Below are 13,866 nucleotides of genomic sequence, written 5' to 3'. Positions count from 1 at the left end.
GATGATCCACTTGACCCGTAAGGCTGCCGCGCTGGCAGCCATGTTGCTCTGCGTCTCTCCCGCAAGCCATGCCCTGGGGCCGTTTCAGATCTACGAGCAGGCGCTGCGCAATGATCCGGTTTTTCTTGGTGCGCTGAAGGAGCGTGATGCGGGGCTGGAAAATCGTGCCATTGGCCGCGCAGGCCTGCTGCCCAGAGTGTCGTACAACTACAACAAGGGGCGTAACGACTCCAAAGCGACCTTGAAGGGCGGGCGTGAAGACACCACCGATCATCGTCATTACAACAGTTTCGGTTCCAGCCTCACGATCCAGCAGCCCTTGCTCGATTACGAGGCCTACGCCAACTACCGCAAAGGCGTCGCTCAGGCATTGTTTGCCGACGAGACCTTTCGCGGCAAAAGTCAGGAGCTGCTGGTTCGGGTTCTGACGGCCTACACCCAGGCATTGTTCGCTCAGGACCAGATCAATATCGCCCAGGCCAAGCAGCAGGCTTTCGAGCGTCAGTTCGAACAGAACCGACAGATGTTTCAGCAAGGCGAGGGTACTCGTACCGACATTCTCGAAGCCGAATCGCGCAATGAACTGGCGATTGCCGAACAGATCGAGGCCCGCGATGAGCAGGATGCCGCCTTGCGTGAACTGGGCGCGCTACTGGGTGAACAGGCGATCTCCATCGAGCAGCTGGATCCGCTCAGGGACGGCTTTCAGGCCATGGTTCTGGAACCGTCGAGCTACAGCGAGTGGCACGCGCTGGCAATGGCCAATAGCCCGATTCTCGCCTCGCAACGTCAGGCGCTGGAAGTGGCTCGTTACGAAGTGGAGCGTAACCGTGCCGGTCATTTGCCACGGGTCAATGCCTACGCGAGCATTCGCCAGAACGAGTCCGACAGCGGCAATACCTATAACCAGCGGTACGACACCAATACGGTGGGCATCGAAGTCAGCCTGCCGCTGTACGCAGGCGGCGGTACCAGCGCTTCGGTGCGTCAGGCCAACAGCGTGAGGGAGCAGGCGGAGTACGAGCTGGAAGGCAAGACCCGGGAAACCCTGATCGAACTGCGTCGGCAATTCAATGCGTCCACTTCCGGGGTGAATAAACTGCGCGCCTATCAAAAGGCGCTGGTGTCGGCGCAGGCGCTGGTCGAGTCGACGCGTCAGAGCATTCTGGGTGGCGAGCGCATCAATCTCGATGCGCTAAACGCTGAACAACAGCTCTACAGCACGCGCCGCGACCTGGCGCGCGCTCGTTACGACTACCTGATGGCCTGGATCAAGTTGCACTATCACGCAGGCACCTTGCGCGATACCGATCTGGCGCGCATCGATGAGGCATTCGTGCAGCCGCGTTGAGCGAGCGTCAGGCGGTTTTGCCGAAACGCTTGAGCGAGAATGCCGACAGGTCCACATCGCTGGTGCCGCGCAGACAACGCTGCGCCAGCGCCAGCCCCAGACCAGCGGAATGCTTGAAGCCGTGTCCTGAGCAGGCCGAGACCACGGTCACGTTCTTCAGGTGCGGGTGGTCGTCAATGATGAAATGGTAGTCCGGCGTCACGGTGTAGGCGCACACCGATGACTTCACCACGTCTGCCTTTATGCCCGCAATCCTGCCGCTGACCTGCGTTCGGAACATCGTCTGTTCGTCCTCGGCACTGACGCTGCGGTCCAGCTCGCAGGCCTGTGACGCATGCAGATACTGCTCAGTGGCAATCTTCATGCTGCCTTCACCGGGTAAGGGCGGGAAGCCGTAATTGATATCCACCTCGCCAGGGCCGTGGGTCAGGATGAAGCTGGGCGATACCGGGGCGAAGGCGGCAGTGTCTTCCAGTGCGAACCAGAACAGCTGCTGCCGACAGACGCGCAGCAGATCGGTAAAGGGCTCGCCCAGCAGTTGCGACGACCACATCCCGGCACTGACCACCACCTTGTTCGCGATAATCGATCCCTGATCGCTGGTGATGCGCACCTGATCACCATGAGCCTGCAGGCGGGTCACCGTTTCGTTCAGGCGGATACGTGCGCCCAGTTTTCCGGCCAGATGCAACTGGGCTGCGATGCAGCGCTCGGGCCTTACGAAACCTCCGTCAGGTTCGAAGTAGCCGATGGCGGTGTCCAGGACCGGGCTGAACTGCGGAAATCGTTCGCGAATGTCTGCGGCTGAAAGCACTTCATGCCTTACGCCGTACTCGCGGGCGAGGGCGATCGTCTTGTGGGTGAAATCTTCCGGGTCGTTTGGGTCATAGGCCGGGCTGGATGTCATCACCAACACGCCGCACTGCTCGAACAGGGATTCGCCGGTCAATGCTTCAAGCTCGCGCCAGATGCGGTGCGAATTGCGCACCAGCGGCAGGTATTGCGGCCCTTCGCCTACCGACAGCCGGGTGATGCGCGTATCACCATGGCTGGAACCCAGCGTGTGGGGCGGTGCGTACTGGTCGATCCCCAGCACATCCGCGCCTTCTCTGGCCAACTGATAAAGCGTGGCGGCACCCATCGCGCCAAGGCCCAGAACGGCCACGTCACATTGTTGCTCCATCTGCAGACTGCCTCGCGTAAAGGACCCATTTCAGAGGTAAGCGCGCCAGGAAGCAACAGTCAGTTTCATCTATCGATAGGCCGGGGCACGGCCATGCATATTCGGGGCTGGATTTGCAGTAGATAGATGTAAGATTTTTGGCTTGCGCTCTTGAACGGTTTTAAGGTTCGAAATTTGCCATAAGTTGTCCACGGAAATCGTGGGTATGTCTGTGGGTAACTTTTTGAAACCCTTGATTGGCGTGGGGTGCAGCTGTGTGGTTAATTTATGAACAGCTCATGATCTGCTCTGCTGCTCTGCAGAGATTTGTCCGGGAATTCCGGTCTGGCGGAGTGTCATGACGCACAAGACGGAAATTTTTTCGTTGCGTCGGGCTTGCAAAAATCTGCCGCCTGCGTGAGAAAAATCTGCCGCCGATTGCTCCTGAGTGACCTGAGTGCCAAGCCGGTTCCATGACCGTTGCTGACGTCGTTTCGAGCGTCTTCGATGACCTCGATCCGGCTGCGCAGAGTGCGAAAATGGAGCTGTCACAATCGAATGCTATGTTTTTTTGCTCTGCACAACGCTCGAAAAATCTATCGTGGTACAGAATTCAGCCAACTAAGCTGCTACCCATGCGTTCGGAAAACCGAATATTTTGTACCGGATCACGGTGCAATTCCGGTGCGCGTTACAACAACTACTGGCGGGACGACGTCAAACAAGAGGTGAACGGACAGCCTTGCACTTCGTTGATGACATCCTTATTAAATCATTTGCTGGAAGTTGCGCATCATTGTGCAGATTTTGCAGGCATGCCCTGTTTCAGTGCTGCGCCACATTCGGTAAACCGAATGCCGTCATGATTGCCTCAATAGGCACGATAGAAAAACACCACAAGATAATTGTCTTACATTAATTTAAAGTATGCGGTTCGCGGCACCGGACGCCTGACCGCTCTTGAAGTCCGTACCCGAAGTATTCCTGATATTCGACGGAACTGATTATCATCGTAAGGGGAATGGATGGATGAGTGTGCTATGAACAACGACTCATTGCCGATGGAGCATGAGGTTCTCGATATCTTTGGCACTCTGCAGTCCTTTATCCGCAAGGCAGCTCCGCTCAATGTCGATATGGTTCTGGAAGGCGAAACCGGCACAGGGAAGGACACGCTTGCCCGCCGGATTCACCAGCTGTCCGGCCGGGAAGGGCCGCTGGTTGCGATCAACTGTGCGGCGGTGCCCGAGCAACTGGCCGAGAGCGAACTGTTCGGTGTGATGGCCGGTGCCTACACCGGCGCCTCCAAGTCCAGAGCCGGGTATATCGAGGCTTCTCATAACGGCACGCTGTATCTGGACGAGATCGACAGCATGCCGCTGCTGTTGCAGGCCAAGCTGTTGCGTGTGCTGGAGATGCGCGGAATAGAGCGGCTGGGCTCCACCCGGTTCGTGCCGCTGAACCTTCGGGTGATCGTGGCAACCCAGACTCCGCTGGAAAAACTGGTCGAGGAGGGCAAGTTCCGCCGCGACCTGTTCTTTCGGCTCAATGTCATCAAGATTCAGCTGCCGACCTTGCGCTCCCGACTGGATCATCTGCCTTCGCTGTTCGAGCGATTTGTCGTCGAGACCGCCGAAAAGCATGGCCAGCCCATTCCGGTTCGCGACCCGCATGTCCTCAACCGTCTGCTCAGCCACCGATGGCCCGGCAATATTCGCGAACTCAAATGTGCGGCCGAACGTTTTGTCCTGGGTATGCCGCCGCTGAGTAGCGAGAACGATTCTCAGACCGAAAACAGTATTCATTTGAAGAGTTACCTTCGGCAATTCGAGAAGGCACTTATCCAGGATTGTCTGTCGCGCCATCCCAAGAGCATCGACTCGGTTATCAATGAACTGGGTATTCCAAGACGCACCCTGTATCACCGCATGAAAAGCCTGAGCATCAATTCGCCCGAGCTGTGATCATCACCTTGAAATGATTGTCGTCATTCAATGGAACTGCTTTTGACTGTCGGCCACTCATGCTTCGAACACACATGATGTGTTCGAACATTCTCGATGATCAGGAGTAATAACTATGGCTGGTACTGCTTCGCTCGGCGCTTCGATGGCTGCAATGACCAAAATGGATGCAACTGCAGCTGCAACCACAACAATGAACGCTGAAGCCCAATCCAACAAGATGATGACCGATACCGTGAACGGTATCGCCAGCGCCTATCAGGACTCCGCCACCAAGGCGCAGAACTCTGCACAGCAAACCGGTAAGGCGATCAACTACTAAGTGGTTGGCGTGCCCTCTCGGTCTACACCGAGAGGGCTTCAACCTGTGCGGTTTTCAAGGAGTGGATTCATGATTTCTTCTACTGCAAGCGTTCCACAAAGTGCCTCCTTCCAAAGTACCTTCGCCAGCACGCAAATGACCTCCATGCAGTCCGATTCGGGCGGCGCGGCAGGCAAGATCGCTTCGCTGCTGGGCGATTCGATGTTCGAAAAGCACGGCAGCGGTGCCAACATCCGCGATACCGAAAATCCATTGCTCGGCATGGTCGCCGATCACATGGACAAGAACCCGGGAAAGTACGGAAAACCTGACGACGCCACAGGCAAAGTCAATGGTTGGCGCGACGAGCTTTCCGAAGACAAGTACCTGAACAGTGAAGAGAAGGAAGCCTTCACCAAAGGGCTTGAAGGGCTGATCACCGAGTTCCTCAGTGGCGGCTCGACCGGCAGCGCTTCGGGCGGCACGGGTACCGGCACCGGGCAGAGTGTTGGCTCCGGTCAAAATCCCGCTTCCAACTGGGGCGCACCGGCTGCCAACAGCGGCAATGCCTCCGGCGGCGGTCTGCAGGAACTGCTGGCAGCGCTGCTCGGCAGCCTGGGCGAGGAAAAGCTCGACAACCTCCTGCAGCCCAACACCAGCCCCAACGCCAAGAGCGGTCAGACAACGTTCTCGTTCGAAGACAAGGATGTGCTCAAGGAAGTGTCGCGTTTCATGGACATGCACCCTGAAGAGTTCGGCAAGCCTGATGGCAAGTCCAAGGACTGGATGGGCGAGTTGTCCGAAGGCGACAACGTCATGTCCAAGGGCGAGAGCGAGCAGTTCCAGAAAGCCATCGACATGATCAAGGGCGAAATCAAGGGCAGCGCGCAAGGCGACTCGCTGGGCGGTCTGTTTCCGAATGCGGAGCAGAACTTCCAGAACGGCGGCGCGGGCAACACCCTGAAAACCGATGCCAGCATCGCGGCGGGCAACGTCCTGTCGGTTCTGGTTCAGCAAAGCACCACCAACTATCGCGGTTGATGGGTAAACCTTCGTCTTGGCAGGAGAATCAACTATGGCGATCACTCGCGTGTCCCACCATCAACCGGGTCTTCCCGAACTTGATGCAGCGTCAGATGCGGCTCCTGCCGAGGCGGACATCAGCTGGTTCAACGCGGCAATGCGCTCGAACGCAGCGCCTGCACAAAACGACCCGCAACGGATGATCTCGCCGATCTCCGAGGCGTCGCTTGCCTACCAGAAAGATTCGGAGAAGGTCGACCGCAATCTGCAGCGCGCGGCCCGTTCCAACGACCCGCAAACCCTGATCGAGGCCAACCGTTCGTTGTCCTCGTTCTATCTGGAAAGCCTGTTGAGCGCCAAGCTGGTGAGCAAGGCCGCCCAGACCGTGGAAAAACTGACCAGTCTGCAATAAGGCGTGATTATGCATCCCAGGACAGTCAGGCTTGTTGTAGTCGTTCTGTTGGCATTACTGATGGCCGGTTGTGGTGATCGCATGGAATTGCATCGCGACCTGACCGAGCAGGACGCCAACGAAGTTCTGGCCGAACTCGCCGGCAAAAACATCGATGCGCAGAAGCGCCTGGACAAGGGCGGCGTTGCAGTGCTCGTGTCCACTCAGGACATCTCCAGGGCCGTGCGGGTGCTGGAGGCCGTGGGTCTGCCGCGTCGTTCCCGCTCCACGCTCGGCCAGGTGTTTCGCAAGGAAGGCGTGATCTCATCGCCGCTGGAAGAACGGGCGCGCTACATCTATGCGTTGTCTCAGGAACTTGAGCAGACCCTGTCGCAGATCGACGGCGTGGTCGTCGCCAGGGTCCATGTGGTGCTGCCCGAGCGCATCGCGCCGGGGGAACCTGTGCAACCGGCCTCGGCTGCGGTGTTCATCAAGCACCGGGCTGACCTCGAACCCGACAGCGTGCTGCCACGCATCCGGCGTATGGTCGCCAGCAGCATTCCCGGCATGACCAATGCGGACGAACGAAAACTGGCCGTGGTGTTCGTGCCGGCTCAGGGTTATCAGGAGTCGGTGGAAATGGTCAGCATCGGACCGTTCAACGTCACACGCGAACGTTTCGAGTTCCTGCAGTGGGTGGCGGTGCTGTGTGGTGTCGGGCTGGTGCTGTTGCTGGCCGGTCTGTGGGCACTCAACCCGCGGCTGCGAGAGCGTCTGCTGCGTAAAAATACTGCGCAGGCGTCGAGCGAAGCCACACCATGAACATCAGCGAACCTCAGGCGCTGATCTGGGTTCGCTGGTGGGCTCAGGGCTGGCGCGACGCACATTCCAGCTGGCAACTGTTGGAGCAGGCCAATGCCTCGACCCTTCACCTGTTGGAGCAGGTCAGTGCGCAGTCGGCCGATCGCTGTCTTGGCATGACGTCGGCGATACCGCCCATGCCCGAGGCGCTGCTCATCCCGCTGCTGGATCTTGCGCCGCAGGAGTGGACGCTGGCGCTGAGGCTGTGTGTGACGGTCTGCGCCGGTACCCATAGGCCGCGAACCGCTGATCTGGATGAGTCTGCCCATCTGTGGTGTCGTCGGCTCGGCAAGGGATTGCAGCCCGGTTGCTGGATGCCTGAACAATGGAGCCCCGATCCCTGCGAAGTGGCCGGACTGAGTCTGTTGCGCCGCCGTGTCGGTGAGCGGTTGTGGCAAAGGTTGCGACTCAGGTTTGATCGCACTGCGGTCGAGGAGGCCGAGCGGATGGTTTTCGAAGAAGTGCCTGCCGTGCGTCTGCGTGCGCTGTGGCAGGCCATTGCCGGGTACGTACTGAACGCTCGTAATGAAGGAAACACTCATGTTGACCCGTCGCAGTCTGAACCTTCCAGCTGATCGAATCACACTCATCGAGCCGCTGCTGCGTAGGGAGACTCTTGAGGAATGTCTACTGGCCGATGAGGTGTTGCACAACGCCCGCACCCAGGCCGAGACGATTCTCGCCGAGGCCTACGCCGAAGCCGATGTGCTGCGTCAGTCCTGTGAAGAGCAGGCACGGGCCCAGGTCTGGGAAGAAGCGCAGGTGTTGCTCGATGACCTGCGCACCCAGCGCGAGCAGGCGCTGGAAACGCTGGTCGAAACCGCCGCGCAACTGGTGAGCCAGGCGTTGGAGAGCCTTCTGGAAAAAGTACCGACCGATAAAAAGGTCAGGTCGGTGATTCGCCAGCTGGCGTTGGCCAGTTCGAATCAGGACGCTGCGTTGCTGTTCTGCCATCCCGATCAGTTGGAGGCGGTGGCGCTGAGTCTTGAAACGCATGATCAGCCAGGCTGGACCCTGCGAACCGACGCCAGTCTGGACCCGGACGCCATCAGCCTGCGCACCGAACACGGCGATTTCAGCCTCGGCTGGAGCGGGTTGCAGCAACATATCTGGCCTTGAGCATGAAGTTCTGGAACCAAAGCCGGTGCCTTGCCACTCAGTCAGCAGTTCCCGGACCAGGAGTATCACCATGCTTTCTTCAGATGCACTCAGACGCCGTCTCGACAGTAATTTTGAAAATGCCCAGCAGGATCTGGATTCGGCTGCGCTGAATATGGATGCCTTCTCCCCTGAAGACTGGCACGCCTTCAACTCCGCCATTCGCCAGTCATCCACCGCCAGCTGGGCCGCCAACCAGGAGATTGTGGTCAAGCACAACCTGGCCAAGGCGATCATCAATGAAATCCGTTGACCTGCTCGCCACGGTCGAGCGCTGGCTCGACAGTGGCACGGCCGAGTTGCTGCTGCAGATCGATCAGCAACCGTTGCGCATTCAGCGCGGCACCAACGGGCTGATCTATACCGCGCCGCTCAGCGCTGCCTGGCGTGGCGACGATGAAAGCCTGGCCGCCGCGCTGCGTCTGTCGGGCCCCAGCATTCGACGCTTCAGTGCTGCGCTGGCACTGGATCCGCAAAGCCATCGGCTTTGCCTGGTGCAGTTTCAGTCCTTCCAGGGTACCTCGCCGGTCATCAGCATCATTGAGGCGCTGGTCAACCAGCGCGACGTGTGGGAATCGATGCTCGAAGCGTCAGCATCGCCTGCAAAACGCCCGGTTCGTCCTCTGTCTCTGGGGAATTCGTATGTTTAAGCAGTGCCTGAAACGGCTTTTCTGGATATCAGTGTTGTGTGTGCAGGCTGAAGTCGTAACTGCGGGTGTGCCTGAAGAGTGGCGCCAGTCCGCCTATGCGTACGAGGCGTCGCAAACCCCGTTGACCAAAGTGTTGTCGGATTTCGCCAGCTCGTATGGCGTGGGTCTCGACAGCCGCGGTATCACAGGAGTGGTGGATGCGAAGATTCGCGCGGGCAATGCCCAGGAGTTTCTCGACCGGCTGGCGCTGGAACATCAATTCCAGTGGTTTCTGTACAACGGCAAGCTGTACGTCAGCCCGCAATCGGGCCAGGTGTCCCAGCGCCTTGAAGTGTCGGCTGACGCAGCGCCGGATCTGAAGCAGGCCCTCACCGATATCGGTCTCTTGGACAAGCGTTTCGGCTGGGGCGAGTTGCCGGATGAAGGCGTGGTACTGGTCAGCGGACCGGCGCGCTATGTCGAGCTGATACGCGGTTTCAGCAAGGAAAAGGTCAAGGCGCAGGACAAGCATCAGGTCATGATGTTTTCGTTGCGATATGCCGCCGTAGCTGACCGCGAGATTCAATATCGCGAGCAGAGCATCACCATTCCAGGTGTCGCGACCCTGCTGGACGGCTTGCTGGAAAGCCAGCACAGGCCTCCGTTGCCGCAGGACCCGGCCGCCAATATCCGCGCCATGCAGGACATGGCCGACATGGGCCAGAGCAAGATCATGAACCTGGCCAGCAACCGCAAGGCCACACCGGCACGTAGCGGCGAGAGCAAATCGAACAGCAACCGCCGTGTGGTGGCAGACGTGCGCAACAACGCGGTACTGATCTACGATGATCCAGAAAAGCGCGAGACCTACCAGCAGTTGGTGCAGCAGCTCGATCAGCCCAGCAACCTGGTGGAAATCGACGCGGTCATCCTCGACATCGATCGCAGCCAGCTGAGCAGCCTGGAATCCCGGTGGTCTGCGCGGGCAGGCTCGGTGAACTTCGGCAGTTCGTTGCTGACCGGTGGTTCGTCGACCCTGTTCATCAACGATTTCGACCGGTTCTTTGCCGACATACAGGCGCTCGAAGGGCAGGGTGTTGCTTCGGTCATTGCCCGGCCTTCGGTGCTGACGCTGGAAAACCAGCCGGCGGTGATCGATTTCAGCCGCACGGCTTACATCACCACCACCGGCGAGCGGGTTGCGAACGTTCAGCCGGTGACGGCGGGCACCAGCCTGCGGGTGATTCCCAGAACCATTGCCGGTGAGCAGCCCAACCGGTTTCAGTTGATCGTCGATATCGAAGACGGCCAGCTCGAGCGTACCCGTGATAACGATACGCCGGATGTGAAGCGCGGCACGGTCAGCACCCAGGCGGTCATCGGAGAAAACCGTTCGCTGGTCATCGGCGGTTTTCATGTCGATGAAAGCGGAGAGCGTCAGGACAAGGTACCGATTCTTGGAAGCCTGCCGGTGATCGGTGCGCTGTTCACTTCAAAGCGCCATGAAGTCTCGCGACGTGAACGTTTATTCATCCTCACACCGCGACTGGTGGGCGATCAGCTCGATCCGTCGCGCTATATCGCCAGGGAAAACCGCCCGCAGCTCGACAGAGCCCTTGCGCTGAGCGGCTCGCCCAGTACCCGGCAACAGAAAAGGGATCGGGTGAGCAAGACGTTTTCGGAGCTGGCCAACGGACGGCTGCCGCCTGATATCAAAGAGTCATCATCTGGCGTGGCGCTGAAGGACCTGTGTAGAGTGGATCACGGCCTGTCGATCGATGCGTCCCGGGGACAGTGGTTCAGGGGCGATACCTTCGATATCACCGTCGGTGTGGTTCGCAACGACAGTGCCCGCGCCAAGGCATTCTCGCTGGCTTCCTGCGCCGGAGCCCGGACACTTGCAGTAACAATGTTACCCGTAACGGAGTTGCAGCCAGGCCAGTCCACCGAAGTGTTCGTGGCCACGAGGCCCGCCGCTGCCACTGCGGTTCCAGCAGCCCCCGTGAGAGTTTCAATATTGCCGCCTTGAGGCCGATGACGATACAGGGATATATCGTGCGCTGAAGGCGCGGTCGCTCATATCCGGCACTCGTATTACGTGTTAACGGTCATTTCAATACAGTCCTTTTGTCGGGAGATTCATAAATGAAGTGGGTGCGTGTGGGTACCTTGTTTGTCGTCGCGGTATTGTTGAGCGCCTGTGCGACAATGCAAACATCTTGTTTTTCCAGTGATTGTCAGCAACTTGGCGCCAACAGTTCCAGCCTTAAAGTTTGGTGGTCGCCGGAATTGCGCAACGATTCATCTGAATACAGCCTGGTACATCTGAATGACTGAAACGATTTTGCGCAGTAATGATCAGCGGGACTTCTTCGTCAGTATCGGCCAGCAACGGCCGAGTACCTGGCAGTGGGCTCCGGGGATCGACTTCGTTCATCGCAAGGATAGCGTGGGCTGGGGGCTGTCGCTGATGATCGAGCGCAGAGCCCAACGGCCAGATCTGTTTTCCGACGCGCTCAAGCGTCGATTCGAGAATATCGAATCTTATGATGGTTACTATATTTGCCTGGACAGCCAGCAACGTTTTGTCGTGTGGCATGAACTGGACCCTGAGTATCGGCGTGAGGACGCCCTTCAGGAACTGGTGGGCGAGTTTCTGATGCTGGCAGGGTTCAATAACTGAATTCGGAATATTTGTTCCAGCCGGAACCGGACGCCATTAATTTTCCACTCACTTGTCGCCGCGGTCTGTTTACCGCACCGACTAACTTGAGGATTATTCAATGGCGAACTCCCAACGCGACATGCAACGTTTTATTGCCCGTCTAAGTGCCACTCTCGGTACACCGTTAACCCTCCAGAATGGCGTGTGTGCGCTCTACGACGGTCAGCAGCGTCAGGCGGCTGTTATTGAAGTCGCTGCGCACAGCGACCACGTGGTTATTCACAGTCGGCTCGGCCAATTGCGCAAAAGCCCGGAAAACCTGCAACGCCTCCTTTCTGCCAACTTCGATACCGCAAAACTTCGCGGCTGCTGGCTCGCCCTCGATCAGCAGGATGTACGTCTGTGCACCCAGCGTGAGCTGGCTGGCCTGGACGAAGGCACTTTCTGTGATCTGGTCAACGGCTTCATTGCCCAGACCCAGCAGACCCGCACTGCAGTGGTTTCTCTGCTCAATTGACCGAAACGTCGGGAACCGCAGGTCCGCAGCAGTCCACACAGCGATGAGTGTCATGGCGGTCATGCCTGCCAGTGACACCGACGGATCGGCGGAATCGACTGTCGTTTTCCGACACATTCACTGATGGAGCGGGGTAAGCAATGTCTGATTTAACAAGCCTTTCAGGTTCGATGGGAAACCTGTCCAGCCTTCCCGGCGTGGGCGGCACGAGCATGGGTATCGGTGCTTCACTGACCGGCGCTGGCCAGGGCGCTCAGGGCGGCCAGTCCGCGCTGCAGGAGCTGGCTGGGATGCTGGCCGAGATGCTGCTGGGTTCCGGGTCTGGTTCGGGCTCGGGCTCGGGTGCAGGCGGGGGGCAGTCGGCCGGTAAAGGCGCTCAGGGCGGGCAAAGCGATCTGGATTCGTTATTGCAGTCGCTTCAGGGCAACGGGCAGAACGGTGACAGGCAGACCAAGGATTCCGGCACCGCTGGCGGCGGCGAAAAGGAGCTGCTGACTCAAGTGTTGATGGCCCTGTTCGAGAAAATCCTCGGTGGCTCGGATTCGTCTTCCGGCGCAGGCAACGGTTCGGGTGGTGGTTCGGGTGGTGCCAGCGGTATTGGCGGCGGCGGAACCGGTGCAAGCAAGGATGCCGGTGCGCTGGGTCAGGGCCAGGGGCTGGGCGGCACTCAGGGCGCGGCGGGCGGATCTAGCACCGAGGATCTGGTCAACACGCTCATGCAGAAACTGGGTGGCGGATCGCTGGACAACTCCATTCAGCCGACTGCCGATGGCGGCGGTGAGGTGTCTCAGAACGGCAAGCTCAAAGAGCTGCTGGAAATGATCGCCCAGTTCATGGACAGCCATCCGGAAACCTTCAGCCAGCCGTCTGATGGCGCGAGTAAAGGTGGTGGTGGTGGTGGTGGTGGTGGTGGTGGTGGTGGTGTCGCACCGACAGGCACCGGAGGTGGCGGTGGAGCACCTTCTGTTGGCGGTGGCGGTGGCGGTGGCGGTGGGTCTCCGTCCGTCGGCGGCGGTGGTGGAGGTGGAGGTGGAGGTGGAGGTGGAACACCTTCCCTGGGTGGCGGTGGCGGAACACCTTCCATCGGAGGCGGTGGCAGTACTCCAGCGCCAACACCGGGCGCGGGCGGCGGCACGCCGACACCGACTGGTCCGACTGGAACACCTTCACCTACCGGTCCGACCGGCACTGGCACCAGCGGCTCGGCCACGCCGGTCTCCTTCCCGACGGCCTCAAGCAATCCGACCGTCATCAACGAGACCATCAAAGTGGGTCCTGGCGAAACGTTCGACGGCGGCGGCAAGACCTTCACCGCAGGCAAGGCTCTGGGGGATGGTGGACAGGGCGAGGGACAGAAGCCGATGTTCGAACTGGCTGAGGGCGCCACCCTGAAAAACGTGGTGCTGGGTGACAACGCTGCCGATGGCGTGCATGTGCGCGCCGCCAGCGAAAAGGCCGTGAACGTGGATAACGTCCACTGGACCAATGTCGGCGAAGATGCGCTGACCGTGAAAGGTGAGGGCGGTGCCAAGGTCACCAACCTGAACATCACCAACAGCAGTGCCCAGGGCGCCAATGACAAGGTGTTCCAGCTCAATGCCGATGCGAACGTGAACGTGGACAACTTCAAGGTCAAGGACTTCGGCACCTTCATGCGCACCAACGGCGGTCAGCAGGGTGACTGGAACCTGGACCTGAAAAACATCAGTGCTGAAAACGGCAAATTCTCCTTCGTGAAAAGTGACAGCGAAGGCTTGAACCTGTCCACCAGCGGCATCGATCTGAAGAACGTCGAGAACGCCTACAGCAAACTGCCAGGCTCGACCAACCACAAGGAGGCTTGA

General features: G+C 59.1%; 16 protein-coding genes. 15 read left to right on the top strand and 1 reads right to left on the bottom strand.

Features of this window, described 5'->3' with window-relative positions:
• Position 1 precedes the first annotated feature (1 nt).
• Complete coding sequence (locus CFBP1590_RS16090) at positions 2-1,351, top strand: TolC family outer membrane protein (RefSeq protein WP_088235500.1); 1,350 nt, start codon at positions 2-4, stop codon at positions 1,349-1,351.
• A 7-nt stretch (positions 1,352-1,358) separates the two neighbouring features.
• On the opposite strand, the gene solA is transcribed toward CFBP1590_RS16090, so the two are convergent.
• The gene (gene solA, locus CFBP1590_RS16085) at positions 1,359-2,534 is read right to left on the bottom strand and encodes an N-methyl-L-tryptophan oxidase (protein WP_088235499.1); all 1,176 of its coding nucleotides are present in this window, start codon (positions 2,532-2,534) and stop codon (positions 1,359-1,361) included.
• 1,019 nt (positions 2,535-3,553) lie between these two features.
• Here solA and CFBP1590_RS16080 point away from each other — a divergent pair.
• The 14 genes from CFBP1590_RS16080 to CFBP1590_RS28290 all read left to right on the top strand — a co-directional run bounded on the left by CFBP1590_RS16080 (position 3,554) and on the right by CFBP1590_RS28290 (position 13,866).
• Complete coding sequence (locus tag CFBP1590_RS16080) at positions 3,554-4,477, top strand: sigma 54-interacting transcriptional regulator (RefSeq protein ID WP_029244537.1); 924 nt, start codon at positions 3,554-3,556, stop codon at positions 4,475-4,477.
• Positions 4,478-4,592: 115 nt separating this feature from the next.
• Entirely contained in the window at positions 4,593-4,799 is a 207-nt protein-coding gene (locus CFBP1590_RS16075) for a type III secretion system major pilin HrpA (RefSeq protein WP_004884739.1), read from the top strand.
• Positions 4,800-4,868: 69 nt separating this feature from the next.
• Positions 4,869-5,819, top strand: coding sequence for a DNA-binding protein (locus CFBP1590_RS16070; protein WP_058430532.1), 951 nt, complete (start codon positions 4,869-4,871; stop codon positions 5,817-5,819).
• Positions 5,820-5,853: 34 nt separating this feature from the next.
• On the top strand, positions 5,854-6,213 hold the full coding sequence (sctI, locus tag CFBP1590_RS16065; protein ID WP_029244535.1) for a type III secretion system inner rod subunit SctI: 360 nt from the start codon (positions 5,854-5,856) through the stop codon (positions 6,211-6,213).
• 9 nt (positions 6,214-6,222) lie between these two features.
• Complete coding sequence (sctJ, locus tag CFBP1590_RS16060; RefSeq protein ID WP_029244534.1) at positions 6,223-7,014, top strand: type III secretion system inner membrane ring lipoprotein SctJ; 792 nt, start codon at positions 6,223-6,225, stop codon at positions 7,012-7,014.
• On the top strand, positions 7,011-7,628 hold the full coding sequence (locus tag CFBP1590_RS16055) for a hypothetical protein (protein ID WP_043305819.1): 618 nt from the start codon (positions 7,011-7,013) through the stop codon (positions 7,626-7,628). Before sctJ ends, CFBP1590_RS16055 begins: the two co-directional genes overlap by 4 nt.
• On the top strand, positions 7,594-8,172 hold the full coding sequence (sctL, locus tag CFBP1590_RS16050) for a type III secretion system stator protein SctL (RefSeq protein WP_043305820.1): 579 nt from the start codon (positions 7,594-7,596) through the stop codon (positions 8,170-8,172). Before CFBP1590_RS16055 ends, sctL begins: the two co-directional genes overlap by 35 nt.
• 70 nt (positions 8,173-8,242) lie before the next feature.
• Positions 8,243-8,464: an HrpF family protein gene (locus tag CFBP1590_RS16045; RefSeq protein WP_004884749.1), complete on the top strand. Its 222-nt coding sequence runs from the start codon at positions 8,243-8,245 to the stop codon at positions 8,462-8,464.
• The gene (locus CFBP1590_RS16040; protein ID WP_025993097.1) at positions 8,451-8,861 is read left to right on the top strand and encodes a type III secretion system chaperone; all 411 of its coding nucleotides are present in this window, start codon (positions 8,451-8,453) and stop codon (positions 8,859-8,861) included. Before CFBP1590_RS16045 ends, CFBP1590_RS16040 begins: the two co-directional genes overlap by 14 nt.
• Positions 8,854-10,869 carry a type III secretion system outer membrane ring subunit SctC gene (gene sctC, locus CFBP1590_RS16035; protein WP_032664507.1) on the top strand — a complete coding sequence of 672 codons (2,016 nt, stop codon included), beginning with the start codon at positions 8,854-8,856 and terminating at the stop codon, positions 10,867-10,869. Before CFBP1590_RS16040 ends, sctC begins: the two co-directional genes overlap by 8 nt.
• 116 nt (positions 10,870-10,985) lie before the next feature.
• The gene (locus CFBP1590_RS27620) at positions 10,986-11,177 is read left to right on the top strand and encodes a hypothetical protein (RefSeq protein ID WP_122781932.1); all 192 of its coding nucleotides are present in this window, start codon (positions 10,986-10,988) and stop codon (positions 11,175-11,177) included.
• A complete protein-coding gene (locus tag CFBP1590_RS16030) occupies positions 11,170-11,523 on the top strand; it encodes a hypothetical protein (protein WP_025993095.1) in 354 nt (117 codons plus the stop codon). Before CFBP1590_RS27620 ends, CFBP1590_RS16030 begins: the two co-directional genes overlap by 8 nt.
• Before the next feature lie 100 nt (positions 11,524-11,623).
• The gene (locus CFBP1590_RS16025) at positions 11,624-12,022 is read left to right on the top strand and encodes a type III secretion system chaperone (protein WP_025993094.1); all 399 of its coding nucleotides are present in this window, start codon (positions 11,624-11,626) and stop codon (positions 12,020-12,022) included.
• A 140-nt stretch (positions 12,023-12,162) separates the two neighbouring features.
• Positions 12,163-13,866, top strand: a complete 1,704-nt coding sequence (locus tag CFBP1590_RS28290) for a pectate lyase (RefSeq protein ID WP_088235498.1) — start codon at positions 12,163-12,165, stop codon at positions 13,864-13,866.

Source organism: Pseudomonas viridiflava (genome assembly GCF_900184295.1).
GTDB lineage: Bacteria > Pseudomonadota > Gammaproteobacteria > Pseudomonadales > Pseudomonadaceae > Aquipseudomonas > Aquipseudomonas viridiflava.
This window is presented reverse-complemented; position numbering and strand designations above follow the sequence as displayed.

What these genes read in the sequence shown, in the direction of transcription:
- CFBP1590_RS16090 (WP_088235500.1), top strand. Translation starts at nt 2, where the DNA reads ATGATCCACTTGACCCGTAAGGCTGCCGCGCTGGCAGCCATGTTGCTC.
- solA (WP_088235499.1), bottom strand. Translation starts at nt 2,534, where the DNA reads ATGGAGCAACAATGTGACGTGGCCGTTCTGGGCCTTGGCGCGATGGGT.
- CFBP1590_RS16080 (WP_029244537.1), top strand. Translation starts at nt 3,554, where the DNA reads ATGAACAACGACTCATTGCCGATGGAGCATGAGGTTCTCGATATCTTT.
- CFBP1590_RS16075 (WP_004884739.1), top strand. Translation starts at nt 4,593, where the DNA reads ATGGCTGGTACTGCTTCGCTCGGCGCTTCGATGGCTGCAATGACCAAA.
- CFBP1590_RS16070 (WP_058430532.1), top strand. Translation starts at nt 4,869, where the DNA reads ATGATTTCTTCTACTGCAAGCGTTCCACAAAGTGCCTCCTTCCAAAGT.
- sctI (WP_029244535.1), top strand. Translation starts at nt 5,854, where the DNA reads ATGGCGATCACTCGCGTGTCCCACCATCAACCGGGTCTTCCCGAACTT.
- sctJ (WP_029244534.1), top strand. Translation starts at nt 6,223, where the DNA reads ATGCATCCCAGGACAGTCAGGCTTGTTGTAGTCGTTCTGTTGGCATTA.
- CFBP1590_RS16055 (WP_043305819.1), top strand. Translation starts at nt 7,011, where the DNA reads ATGAACATCAGCGAACCTCAGGCGCTGATCTGGGTTCGCTGGTGGGCT.
- sctL (WP_043305820.1), top strand. Translation starts at nt 7,594, where the DNA reads ATGTTGACCCGTCGCAGTCTGAACCTTCCAGCTGATCGAATCACACTC.
- CFBP1590_RS16045 (WP_004884749.1), top strand. Translation starts at nt 8,243, where the DNA reads ATGCTTTCTTCAGATGCACTCAGACGCCGTCTCGACAGTAATTTTGAA.
- CFBP1590_RS16040 (WP_025993097.1), top strand. Translation starts at nt 8,451, where the DNA reads ATGAAATCCGTTGACCTGCTCGCCACGGTCGAGCGCTGGCTCGACAGT.
- sctC (WP_032664507.1), top strand. Translation starts at nt 8,854, where the DNA reads ATGTTTAAGCAGTGCCTGAAACGGCTTTTCTGGATATCAGTGTTGTGT.
- CFBP1590_RS27620 (WP_122781932.1), top strand. Translation starts at nt 10,986, where the DNA reads ATGAAGTGGGTGCGTGTGGGTACCTTGTTTGTCGTCGCGGTATTGTTG.
- CFBP1590_RS16030 (WP_025993095.1), top strand. Translation starts at nt 11,170, where the DNA reads ATGACTGAAACGATTTTGCGCAGTAATGATCAGCGGGACTTCTTCGTC.
- CFBP1590_RS16025 (WP_025993094.1), top strand. Translation starts at nt 11,624, where the DNA reads ATGGCGAACTCCCAACGCGACATGCAACGTTTTATTGCCCGTCTAAGT.
- CFBP1590_RS28290 (WP_088235498.1), top strand. Translation starts at nt 12,163, where the DNA reads ATGTCTGATTTAACAAGCCTTTCAGGTTCGATGGGAAACCTGTCCAGC.